Below are 11813 nucleotides of genomic sequence, written 5' to 3' on the forward strand. Positions count from 1 at the left end.
GTCTGTATGTTCTGTGTCGTCCGCTCATAAAAACTCGCCTCCACTGGTTTCTTCTAAATATTCTTTAAACCTACGATCTGCAATTGGAATATTTACGTCATACCACCGCTTATCGCCGCGCTTATTTCCACCAATTAGTACGACTGCTTGGCGGTTTGGGTCGAAGGCAAAAAGTAGACGATAGGGATCTCCATCATGCTGAACTCTGAGTTCTTTCATATTGGTAAAGTCAGAACCTTTAATCGTATCGACGTAGGGACGACCCAATGCCGCCCCTTGAGCTTCTAAAACATCAAGCACCATTGCGATTGAGTCTTGCACATCAACATCTAGATCGACAAACCACGCTTCAAATTCTCGGTGAAAAACAATCTCCCATATCATATATAAAATATATCATATATATGTAATGCGATCGATGTTTTTCGATCGAGATCGGGATAAAAGTAGCGGTGGCTACGATTCGGTGGAGCCGATGCTAGGCGATTCCACAAAGTGGACGCTACGCGAACGCATCGCGAAATTCTGGATGTTGGTGAAGTCTCATTTGGCTTGCCACTCCTGGGCGTACCAGAGAGTGCTCAATTTCGCGAATTCAAACCGCGAGCAAGGATTCAAGCTCTTTCCCAACTGCTGTAATAAGTCCTTTGCATATTTCAATTCCTGTCCGATTGCCCCCAGCATCGCTCTAACTCTCGGCGGTTCGGCATGGGCAATGGCGACTAATCGCTCGAATCGTCCTGGGACTCGAAAGTGATTCAGTAGTTGCAGGTTTGTCTCTGATGGCGATAAGTCGCTCCACTCACCGCGCGATCGTAAAAAGTCCAGTAGGGCTGCTTCGGTAGCCGATAAATTCTCCCAGGTACTCGGACGACGGGTAAAGAGTTTGGCTCTTTGTCCCAACCAAGCTGTCGGTAGACTATTCGCAGTAGTGGCGAAAGTCCCATCGATGGCATTTTGAGTCGTAAATCCGAGTAAATTAGCAGCATTTACTCCGGCTGGATAGACGCGGGTTTGAGTGAGTTGATAGGGTAATTCAGATCGAACTGGTTGGCTGTAACCGAATCGAGTGGGGCGAGGGTGGTAGTAATGTCCCTTGCTGATGCGTTGGAGGATGCCTTCTTTAACCAACTGGGTGAAGGTTTTAGCAATAGTGGCTGAGGGATAGTCGGCTAAGTCTTGATGGTTCCAAAATCTTTCCCCGCCAGCAAGAATCCGTTGGCGGATAGATTCAGTCTTGGTTAGGGTTTTCATCGCGCGAAGAATGAAATGCTAGTCGCTATCTCAATTTTAAGCTATTTTCCAGGTTTTTAACAAAAAAACTGTCCAAAACAGACGAACCGAAAACTGGGTTAAGCTTGAAACCATTATCCAGCACAGCTTTTCACCCGAACGTTCCAAATCGGGAAAATAGTCCGCTAAGAGCAGAAAGCTTGCTCCATCTGCATTTCAAGCTTTCGCGGCACTATTTTCCAAGTATCCTGACGAAGCTTGCGCGACGACAAGTCGTTCGCCACATCTAGACAGAACAAGGCTTTGATGGTCATCTTGCAGGTTTTTACACGTATTCTGTCGCCTACTAATCCCTCTGTTCGAGGGATTATGCAATTTTGGTGGGGATCGGGGGCTGAAAGGGGCATTCGGTAGTGAAAGCGACAAACTGAACACATGAAAAGATTCATTTCCATACGTTAGACGAGAATTAGACAATATTTAGCCGATCGGCGAGATCGTGATATAATATCAAGTAGTCAAAACCACCTCACCATCGGTATTTGAGATGACAACAGTTCGCACGATCGCTAACTCGACCGTTCAACAGCAAATAGAGCTGCTGGCTCAGAAACACAACCTCGAACACGACCATTCTCAACTCGATGAGATCGGTGCTACCTTCGCGCGGCTGTCCGACAATGAGGTTGAGTTGGATCGAACTCAATGGTTGCTCGTAGAACTCAATCGCGCTGGTATTCTAACAGGCAAAGATAATACGTTGCTTCACGCTCGGTATTTACAGGAGCGAGATGCGTGACCTTTGACCCATTTGGTGACTTTGAGAGTCGAGGTTACTTACGTAATTTTGCTAGCCTTAAAGACATATCACAGGTCAAAGATCTCGAATATGCCTCGTTTCAAGGTAATCTTAGTCGAGCGATAAATGCGCTAGCAAATATAGATTTCATCGAATACAAGCACGTTTTAGCGATTCATAAAACTTTGTTTGGCGATGTCTATCCCTGGGCTGGTCGGGATCGATTACTAACTGCACCAAATATCAATATCACCAAGGGCGGTTACGGGGCGATGTTTGCCCAGCCTCCGTACATCAGAAGGGTGACTGACTATGCGCTCGATATCGGTCGAGATCCTAACGTTATGGGCGAACGGCCTGGGCACATTATGGGATCGCTGGCTCATGCACATCCTTTTCTGGATGGAAATGGGCGCACTATCATGGTGCTTCATTCAGAATTGGCATATCGGGCGGGAATAAGTATCGATTGGGGACAAACTGACAAGACAGATTATCTAACTGCATTAACAAAAGAACTCAACGATCCCGAACAGGGACATCTAGATAATTATCTCAAGCCGTTTATCCAAGATGCAGTAGAACGCCAGCAATCTGCATCGGTATTGAAGTCGTTAAAAGGGCTGGGAAAAACAACGATTGGAGAATAAATGCAGCAGTATTTTTAATTGATTATTGGGAGGTTTTGTAGAAATGAACGATCGAATCAGTGATATTATTTCCAATTCTAACACCAAGAGAGAGTTTCAAGGTCTAGAATTAGAGGCGATGTCGGAAGCCATAAGTTTTGAAGATCGGATGTACGATCTCAATCGGGGTAAAACTTCCAGAAGATTGTTGATACATGGTAAGGACGATCGAGGAGAGGGAATTACTTACTCTGTTTACAATCTCTTTCTACATTTAGAATCTGGAAATTACTTACAGAAACAACGCGGTCATTTTCGTGACTGCTTGAATGTGCTAGTAAAAGAACATAGCGGAAAGTGGATTTTATTTGAGGATGGTAGAATCATTCACTCTGCCAGCACTGAAGTGGATCTAGAACTAAAGATTCAGTCAGCAAAGGATTCAGATTGCTATCGACCCGCTGACTTTATTGTTTTTGTGCCCAGACGTACCGAAGATCTGCAAGAACAGGCTATGGCAGAACCTAAAAGTAAAGCCGCGATCGCAGTTACCGAGATTTTTAGAGCTGCTACCGATCGCGAAAAGTTAGAAATATTCAAAGAAATTTGCGATTTAAGAATTCAATCGATCGGCATTGAGCGTCCTGAAGAGTAATTTAAGATGAATGATTGAATTTCTTCAAAACAACGCTTGCAAATGGTAATCCCCTCAAACCCGTATGGATCGACTCAGTACTGAATATCAAGAACTCCTCATCAGTCTCAAACAGCGGATTCGCACTAGCCAAATTCGGGCGGCTCTGGCAGTTAATCGGGAGTTGATCTTACTCTACTGGCAGATTGGGAGGGAAATTCTGTTGCGACAGTCTCAACAAGGTTGGGGTGCAAAAGTCATCGACAGGCTTTCTCAGGATTTGCGGCAGGAGTTCCCCGAACTAAAGGGATTATCTCGCACCAACTTGCTGTACATGAGGGCTTTGGCTGAAGCTTATTCTGAAGAGCAAATAGTCCAACAGGTTGTTGGACAAATTCCTTGGGGTCATAACCTGATGATTCTAGACAAGGTGAAGGATTCGGACGCTCGACGATGGTATGCCCAACAGGTGACGACTAATGGTTGGTCGCGGAATATATTGGCAATGCAGATTGAAAGCCAACTATATCAACGCCAGGGTCAGGCTGTAACTAATTTTGAGGCAACCTTGCCTCCAGATCGCTCCGATCTTGTGAGGGCAACTCTGAAAGACCCGTATCTGTTTGACTTCCTCAGCTTGGGCACAGCAGCTCAGGAACGAGAACTTGAGAATGCTTTAGTTCAACATATCGAGAGGTTTTTACTGGAACTGGGGGCGGGTTTTGCGTTCGTAGGTAAACAGTTTCCCCTAGAGGTAGGTGGTCAAGATTTTCGGCTGGATTTGCTGTTCTACCATCTCAAACTGCGCTGCTATGTGGTGATTGAGTTGAAAGTGGATGAGTTCAAACCAGAGTATGCGGGGAAGTTGAATTTCTATCTATCAGCGGTAGACGATTTGTTGCGCCATCCTAACGATGAGCCGACGATTGGGATATTGTTGTGTCGGTCTAAAAATGGAGTGGTGGCGGAATATGCGTTGCGGGATATCAATAAACCGATGGGGGTAGCTGAGTGGACGGAGGCGTTGACTAAATCCTTACCCGATCCCTTACAGTCAGAATTACCTTCAACCACAGAGCTAGAGGCCGAACTAGGTGCGATTGAGTGGGAGGAAGATGTGGGTGGCTAAATCTAGAGAAACCCCTGCTAAATGTCTCCGTTGTGCTCCCTTATCCCCAGCCGAAGCTAGAGCCAAACATCCTAACTGCTGGGATGATAAGCTTTGCACTGCTCGACGTTTTTACATTAATAATCGCGATCGAATCAATCAGAAGCGGGCGCGCAGACGGATCGAAACCAAGCATCAAATCCCTGTGCCTCAAGTTAATTATGGGATTCTACAGGTGTGGCGGGAGTTACGAGAGGATTCACCGATTCATGCGATCGGGATTGAGATCTGGGATGGAAATAATAAGTTAGCAGTAGTGCAGCCAGTCCATTGTGCTGGCTGGTTGCCGTCTCAAGTTCACAAGTATCTCTGGCAGGCTCTGACGGTATTAGATACTGAGTATGGGTTTAAAAAGTTTGCATCTCAGGTATTAATCAGTCCCGAACAGTGTCCGGTTCGGCCTTGTTTTCTATGCCAGTAGTCATTCAACTTTCGCTCTGGGATGATCTGGACACAGCATCGAAAACACCAGTAGATGCTGACTTGTTTGGGTTGCTCGATCGGGTGGAGCAATCGATCGAGTTGCTGCCAACGAGTGAGAAGTTAGCGGTGGTAGGGGAGGCGATCCTGCGGTTGGGGGAGATTTATGGCAGTCGCTGTGCGGTGACGCTGGCGGAAATTGGGTATTTATCTCATCCAGAGCGTGAGCCTTGTCTGCCGCTAGATGCTTTCGATGTGTATGTGCGCCAATCGAGTTTTGTGGATCTGGAGCAGTTTATCGAACCGCCTGGACTGCCGGAGGTGGAGCGGGGTTACGAGCGAGGAAGCGTGGTGCGGGAGCTGTCAGTGGCTGAGGCGTTGGCGGAAATTAGCGATGAGGTGGTAACTGAGGAAATGGAGGTCGCAAGGGTATCTGACTTGGTGTTGGGAATCGCACATGAGGAAGAGGTCGAGCTATGGGCGAGCCGGATTCGAGCGGTGATGGGAGAGTATGGTTCGATGTTGTTGGTGGAGCTACAGCAGCAGTCGGGTTTGAGTTTGGTAAATGTCTGGTTGGGGTTATTACTGGGAGATACTGGCTGTTTGCTGCGTCGTCAGTGGAGTTATGAAGTGGAATTTAGTGGTGACTTCTACGATCGATCGGGGATTTGGATCGATAAAACAGTGTAGAGATCGACATAGATCGAGATCCGAAATTAAATCGATCTCTACAGGCACTATTTTACAGCTATCTCGGATTGCCCCTGTCAGAGTGGAAATAGGTCATCGAAACCAAATCGACGCACCTCTCCCAGCTCTCCTTCGACTGCATAAGGTTCCTTACTGTACTTATAAATCCGAGCGATCTTACCTACAAATCCGTCGATCGCTCGAACGATAGTTTCAATACCAAACGGAGTAGACTTGCCCGATGGTAAACTTTCCCCAGCTTCACACGAACCGATTTCGATCTCCCAATCACCTCCTTCAAGTGCTGCTGAAGAAACGTTATAGCGATTTCCTTGTGGCGATTGCACCGTCCAATCTAAGCCATTGCGTCCAATAACTTCACAGTTTGTAATTACCTCAACATAACGATTCGCAGCAACCTTAATTCGATTGCGCCGCAGCCGCATACCAATTTCGACATTTGGGGTGGGTGTCGATACAGCGATCGTACTAGGATCGCAAATACTTGGAATCGGCTCAAGAATTATCTCTGGTTGAGGAGTTAACTTTTGAAGCATTTTAAGCGCGTTAATTTTAGACCGCTCTGCAAAAGTGAGAGATTGCCATAGATCTTGCTTATCGATCGAACATAATTCTTTGGTAATACTTTCAACTTCAGTCCAGGAGTTGGCACGGAGTAACTGCGATCCTATCTCCAGTAGTAATTCAATTCGATCGAACTGAGGATGATGTAACATTTCAAGTAACAAACTGTCTTGTGGTTGTAGGTTTGATTCTCTAATTTTGCCAACTAGTTCGATAACTGTAGAAAGAGTGTTTTGCTCTTGAAGTGGGATCGATCGTTCTAGACTTTGAGTTTGAGGATGTTCGATATACTGCTTTGTAAAATCTTCAGGAGTAGAATCTTCAGGAGTAGCAGAACCTTCGGGAGTGATGGAATCTTCGGGGGTGATAGGCTGTGCCCCTGCGGTGCCCAAGCCTCCATTTCTGTCAAACACTTCATATAGGGTTTTAGGATAAAATACTGTTGCAGGGTCAGCATTATCAGTCGATTGCTCTTGTCGATCGTCTTGACTTGCTTTTTGGGCTGATGGCGCAGCCAGACTTGTTTCTAGGGATTTTAGCTCTAGGGTAAAATCTTCGCTTAAATCTGCTATTTCTACACTCGCTAGACTTCCATTCCACAGTGACTTGTACTTTTTGCGATATAGTGTCACACTTGAAACTTTTTCATCATACAGATCTTGCCACTTTGTTTGAATCGCTTTGATTCGGTCAACGATCAGTCGGGGTAGCTGTCCTAGCATCGCTAGGATCGTTGTTAATCGTTGCTGTGTCTGTTCTGCGGTTTTTTGATTGTGTGCGTTAGCTTTTCGCTCCTTTTTCTTGATATGCTTGACTAATTTATCAATCCCAATGCCACGTCGGGCGGGGAATCCGCAATAGCTCACGTAGTATTCGTTATCGATCGTTGCATTTACCCAGTCCCAGATTCGAGGTTCAATGTCGCGGTGGTGATTGCAGTGTTCTACATAACCCCTAGTGCCGAGAACTGTCTCATGCACCCAATCGAATAGCTCTTGTTTAACTTCCAGGTCTTTGAACACTACGCCATAAGTAACGAGGAGCTGAAGCATTTGATTGGTTTGTCCTTTCCCCGTCCAGCCAATTGCCATTGTTAACAACAGGTCTTCTAGCCATTCCCTGGCTGCTTCGCTGTAGTCACGGTCTAAATGTTGATATTTGGCAATTTTGTGAGTGTAGAGCCAATACGCCCAGTCTAGGGCTGCTTCAATTTTGGCAATATCTTCGCCGTGTGCGGCGGCGGATGCTTCAGCTAACCTCAGAAACATCGAAACTTGTCCAATGTGGGTCAGACTTTCTGCATTCATAACGATGTCTCCCCAGCGGTCGAGTACATAAGAACCACTGTTTGGTTGCAGGGGCAGTCGATGGGGCTTGTAATTGCTGAATTTGCCTTTGGTGCTGTATGGCTTAGGGTTGGGGAAAATTTCTAGGTGTCCTGGCTTGAACTTGAATCCCGCATTAATCAGGGTAACGTGGATAAAACTAGCAACGCGGAATGTATTAAGTTTTTTCGGAAAGAAGTAGTAAATGTGAATGCCGCCGCTATTAGAGCTTTGAATGAGGACTGGATGGGTTAGCCCTTTTTTCTCTAAAGTATGCAGAAGTTTTTGGAAAGCTTTTGAATTATTCGCTGGATGGTAAGGGCTATTGATATCGATATCCAGCATAGTGTAGAGGGTGCTGGCTCCGAATCCCACTCCCAGCAGGAATAAGGTGCTGGCGTAGTCTTTAATAAATCCGCCACTTTTGAGCTGGTATTTACCGATTGTCTCCCACTGGGGCTTATCGGTATTCTTGGCTTTGATGAAACGGTAGCCAAGATGGAATAGTTGAGCGAGTTGACTGTAGAGGTCGATCTGAGGGTTCATTCGGGTTTTCCTAGTGGAATCACCGAGCTGCATTTAAATCTTGATTTTTTATCTTCACCCTCTATCCTCGAATCCTCGTTTTAGTGGGATGTAAGCCACACTGTACAAAGGGTAGACATCATAACCAAAATTGGTTATGATAAAAACGTAGCGGTCAAAACTATGCGTTGATGGGGTGAAGATGAAGTCTAAGATCTAGACTTTGGCTCCAGCAATTCCGATTTAAATATTATCAGTCAAGCCCTTGTGCGTAAGAACGTGGGGCTTTTTTGATGTGTATCTGTACATATTACTTTAATTAAGTAATTTTGGGTAGTAAGAATTTAATTAGATCGGCAGACTGTAGCAAGTAAATTGTATAGCCAGTATCGATTTTCACTACCTTAGTCTGCCCAAAATTCACTCTGGCTTCCGGATCGTGATGTAATTTATCCAATTCGGTTTCGCCAGTTAGGACGATCGCCCTGATAATGGGGTTTTTACGCTCGGCAGCCGTAGATCCGATAATCGGTGATTTAGCTTTTTGCAACCAAATTGTCTGTTTGTTAAAAGTTTCGAGGATCTGGGTAGTAGTGCCCCAGTGCTTCAATCCTCTTCTCCCTGTATGCCGAATGTAAAACTGTTTCCGATTTTCCTCCCACATGATATAGTTGGCACCATTACTTCTGAGCATTAAAGCAAAATTTCGCTTGTCCGCCATTTTGACAAACAAGTCAATTACCCCAAATTCTGTTTTGACTTCGATCGTTAATTTGAGTCCATTATCTCCAAAGCTAGTTAATAATAACTCGATCGCATCAGTTAACCTAGTGACTCTAGTAATAGCTTCAGTGATTCTTTTTTTAGCAGTCGATAGATCGAGATTCGCAAGTATACTAGGAGTTAATAAAGTCAGCAACGCATAGCTGAAGATCGCTCTAGTGTCAGTAACCGCGATTACATCATCTTGCATCATTCGCAAGTCATTCAATGTTGCCCGATTGATTAGATAGGGATCTTGTTCTGGATTGCAAGCTGAGAGTAAATCTCGGTCGAGACATTCCAAGCAAGACGTACTCTTGTCTAGATTGTTAATTATAATTAATGACAATTCTAGATAAATTAGATAATTAATTATCGGTTTATCCGTTGATATACTCCCAGCTATTGGGAATTCAAGTAACTCGGCACGAGACAATATCGGTGTGTTTTGAGAATTCATTTCTAAGGTAGAGGCAATGGAATTATTTTCATTTTTACTTGTTAATTCTTATTACAAGAACTTAAACTATTAAATCTTGCTAATATTTAAGCATATCACTCTATCCTCGTTATCATTTGACGGGGATTCATATAAATCCAGTTATTTTTTATTGAGGACTTGAAATTAATGAGCGGAACAGAAATTGACGATCGCTACTCCATCCGATCGAATCGATTAGATAATTTAGATGATTACGAACATGAGTCTGTAGTATCTAAGGCATCTAAAGCAGTACCACAGATAGAACAGCCACCAGATCGCGATTCTCTAGGCTACTTACTCAGACAAGAAGCCAAGGGGATTCAGGATCTGGCACAGAGAACGGTCGATCGACATCAGATACCCGACACCGATCCGGTAGCTGAAGTCTTACAAGTTACAACGATGTTAACAAATCTTGTAAGTAGATTTGAAAATCACACCAGAGAAATCCTGGATTCGCATGGAGATAGCTTGGTAGAACGGATTGCACAAACAGTTCGCACGAATGTCAAACAGAATGATGCAAAGTTCTTAGAGGTTCGAGATGGACTCAAAGAATCGGGGGAAAGCTTAGACCGGGCACTTGAGATTTTAGCCAAGCAATTCAATCCTAATGCACTCGACCGATACATGGATGACATTGTTGCTAAAATTAGCATATCTCAGGGTACCAATGCTTTATTTAAGCAGGTTGTTCAGAACGAACAAACGTTAATGGAAATTACGAATAAGCTCGACACGATTAAATCTCCGCCAATTCAGACGCATATTCAACAGATTCCCTGGTTCTTTTATGCGATCGGCGCAACGATGGCATTAACCTCAGTCATCGCAGCGGGATTGACTTGGAAAAAAGTGGACGAGCGGGTGGCAGTTGCAAACTGGTTGAACAGTCCCGATGGACAATTGGCTAGGCAAATTGTCGTAATTAATAGAGGTGGGCTAACAGCACAGTGCAAAGCCTCAACGCGCAAACTGAATACACCAGTGCCGATCAATGGGATCGATCGTGACAAGCTGTGCTTTGTAGCAATTCCATAACTAGATTTTTTGAACTGCTTATATCCTTTACAAAATTGCAAATTCACGTTAAATTTGGAAAAAACGAGTGAGGTCGAGTTTGCCAATTAGTTTGATTCTTTTTTAGAGAGCCTACGCCAACGATGACTCCTAAAAATACAGCTAATTTTCTAGGATTGACACAAAACCCATGCTTCGGACATTGTTCTTGAGTGCCTGTAAATACACGGTATACATTGGATATAAGAACACCATGCAACATTTTGGAATGCGCTATTTTAGAGACAACTTGGCAGAAGTACTAGATCGTGTCGCTGAGGGTGAAACGATTGCACTGACCAGAGAAACAAGGAGACGTAAGAACGATCCGAAAGAGCCAAATATCGTAGCATTTATAATACCTCCAAAAAGCTTACAAACAAACAGCAAGCCGTTAGAAGCAGAGAATTAGTTAAGATTCGATTCTCTACAGCGGCTTGCTCCGGTCGGGTTTCCCGACCATGGAAGCAAGACAAGACAGGAGAGGCTTTACTAACGAGAATATTCACAAGCAGTCGCTTTAGATCTATCTAAAGCGACTGCTTTTTATTATCCAATTTTTACCATTTAATACTCATATTAAGCATATTTGCTTAATCGAACGCATTCAATACTTATTTCACCCCAGTTTAATTATATTCTCAGCTATTTAGCTTACACCATCACAAATATTGAGAACTATTAATTTTGCAAATCCATGTGACATGGGTTGACTTACGTTTTTAATCAACTATAATTTCAATCAAGTCAATCAAAAGACCTGACTTAATCGATCTTCAATCTCCAATTAAATTACTCAAATACTTTAACTCTTGTACATCACGTACATTGCGTACACGCTGGACACAGCGTACATTGATCACTTAATCTTCATTAATTTAAGTAATTAATTTGAGAGTATTTACTAATAGTAAATAGTTTAGACAGATTGGCATTCCACGCGCTTCTACACTTATCTAACGTAATTGAAAACACTGGAATTATGACCATGACTAGAACATTTCAAGATACTCACTCCGATCGGCAAAGACCGCGTAACGCGCTCGATCGCTTTTATCATTCTTTTTCGGCTGAATTCTGGCTGATTACAGCTAGTGCAATTATTATTTTTGACTGGTGCTTGCATCCTTCAAGTAGTAATACCGCATTTTTAATGTTGGCTAGTGTGAGCTTAGGTGGTTTTGTTTGCTCTACCAATCCGAGAATTAGTAGAACTGCTAGTGATTTCTTACGCAAACATGGCAAAAGTGGCGGATGGATGCTGTTTGTTGGCTTATTAGTTGGAATTACTGTCTTTAATTATGCGACTAGCCCGTCTAGCGCGATGATATTGACTCAATCAGGAGTTGCATCACTCAAAACCTGAGTTCGATGAAGTTTTGTCTCCTCAAACTCAGGCATTTCAACACTTTTAACCTGAGTTCGATGAAGTTTTGTCTCCTCAAACTCAGGCATTTCAACACTTTTAGGCTAACAGCAGAATTTTTTCAATTTTTGGCA

Annotated in this window: 12 protein-coding genes; 8 read left to right on the top strand and 4 right to left on the bottom strand. The window is 43.8% G+C overall.

The window, feature by feature from the left end; translation table 11 throughout:
* Nucleotides 1-24: 24 nt before the first annotated feature.
* Both ACEW9I_RS09615 and ACEW9I_RS09620 read right to left on the bottom strand, forming a co-directional pair.
* Nucleotides 25-384 carry a type II toxin-antitoxin system RelE/ParE family toxin gene (locus tag ACEW9I_RS09615; RefSeq protein WP_373540129.1) on the bottom strand — a complete coding sequence of 120 codons (360 nt, stop codon included), beginning with the start codon at nucleotides 382-384 and terminating at the stop codon, nucleotides 25-27.
* Nucleotides 385-543: 159 nt separating this feature from the next.
* A complete protein-coding gene (locus tag ACEW9I_RS09620) occupies nucleotides 544-1254 on the bottom strand; it encodes a hypothetical protein (protein ID WP_373540130.1) in 711 nt (236 codons plus the stop codon).
* Nucleotides 1255-1780: 526 nt separating this feature from the next.
* Here ACEW9I_RS09620 and ACEW9I_RS09625 point away from each other — a divergent pair.
* The 6 genes from ACEW9I_RS09625 (at nucleotide 1781) to ACEW9I_RS09650 (ending at nucleotide 5573) form a co-directional block, all read left to right on the top strand.
* Nucleotides 1781-2032: a hypothetical protein gene (locus ACEW9I_RS09625; RefSeq protein WP_373540131.1), complete on the top strand. Its 252-nt coding sequence runs from the start codon at nucleotides 1781-1783 to the stop codon at nucleotides 2030-2032.
* Complete coding sequence (locus tag ACEW9I_RS09630) at nucleotides 2029-2682, top strand: Fic/DOC family protein (RefSeq protein WP_373540132.1); 654 nt, start codon at nucleotides 2029-2031, stop codon at nucleotides 2680-2682. Before ACEW9I_RS09625 ends, ACEW9I_RS09630 begins: the two co-directional genes overlap by 4 nt.
* 43 nt (nucleotides 2683-2725) lie before the next feature.
* On the top strand, nucleotides 2726-3316 hold the full coding sequence (locus tag ACEW9I_RS09635; protein WP_373540133.1) for a hypothetical protein: 591 nt from the start codon (nucleotides 2726-2728) through the stop codon (nucleotides 3314-3316).
* A 64-nt stretch (nucleotides 3317-3380) separates the two neighbouring features.
* The gene (locus ACEW9I_RS09640; RefSeq protein WP_373540134.1) at nucleotides 3381-4424 is read left to right on the top strand and encodes a YhcG family protein; all 1044 of its coding nucleotides are present in this window, start codon (nucleotides 3381-3383) and stop codon (nucleotides 4422-4424) included.
* Nucleotides 4417-4884 carry a hypothetical protein gene (locus tag ACEW9I_RS09645; RefSeq protein ID WP_373540135.1) on the top strand — a complete coding sequence of 156 codons (468 nt, stop codon included), beginning with the start codon at nucleotides 4417-4419 and terminating at the stop codon, nucleotides 4882-4884. The genes ACEW9I_RS09640 and ACEW9I_RS09645 overlap by 8 nt, the downstream gene beginning before the upstream one ends.
* Nucleotides 4875-5573 carry a hypothetical protein gene (locus ACEW9I_RS09650; protein ID WP_373540136.1) on the top strand — a complete coding sequence of 233 codons (699 nt, stop codon included), beginning with the start codon at nucleotides 4875-4877 and terminating at the stop codon, nucleotides 5571-5573. Before ACEW9I_RS09645 ends, ACEW9I_RS09650 begins: the two co-directional genes overlap by 10 nt.
* A 77-nt stretch (nucleotides 5574-5650) precedes the next feature.
* Here ACEW9I_RS09650 and ACEW9I_RS09655 read toward each other — a convergent pair whose 3' ends face one another.
* Both ACEW9I_RS09655 and ACEW9I_RS09660 read right to left on the bottom strand, forming a co-directional pair.
* On the bottom strand, nucleotides 5651-8029 hold the full coding sequence (locus ACEW9I_RS09655) for a hypothetical protein (protein ID WP_373540137.1): 2379 nt from the start codon (nucleotides 8027-8029) through the stop codon (nucleotides 5651-5653).
* Nucleotides 8030-8327: 298 nt separating this feature from the next.
* Nucleotides 8328-9230, bottom strand: coding sequence for a hypothetical protein (locus ACEW9I_RS09660; RefSeq protein WP_373540138.1), 903 nt, complete (start codon nucleotides 9228-9230; stop codon nucleotides 8328-8330).
* Between the two features lie 168 nt (nucleotides 9231-9398).
* Between ACEW9I_RS09660 and ACEW9I_RS09665 the strand changes: the two genes are divergently transcribed.
* On the top strand, nucleotides 9399-10295 hold the full coding sequence (locus ACEW9I_RS09665) for a hypothetical protein (RefSeq protein WP_373540139.1): 897 nt from the start codon (nucleotides 9399-9401) through the stop codon (nucleotides 10293-10295).
* A gap of 1006 nt (nucleotides 10296-11301) precedes the next feature.
* Nucleotides 11302-11679: a hypothetical protein gene (locus ACEW9I_RS09670; protein ID WP_373540140.1), complete on the top strand. Its 378-nt coding sequence runs from the start codon at nucleotides 11302-11304 to the stop codon at nucleotides 11677-11679.
* Nucleotides 11680-11813: the final 134 nt, after the last annotated feature.

It is taken from the genome of Chamaesiphon sp. (genome assembly GCF_041738855.1).
Lineage (GTDB): Bacteria > Cyanobacteriota > Cyanobacteriia > Cyanobacteriales > Chamaesiphonaceae > Chamaesiphon.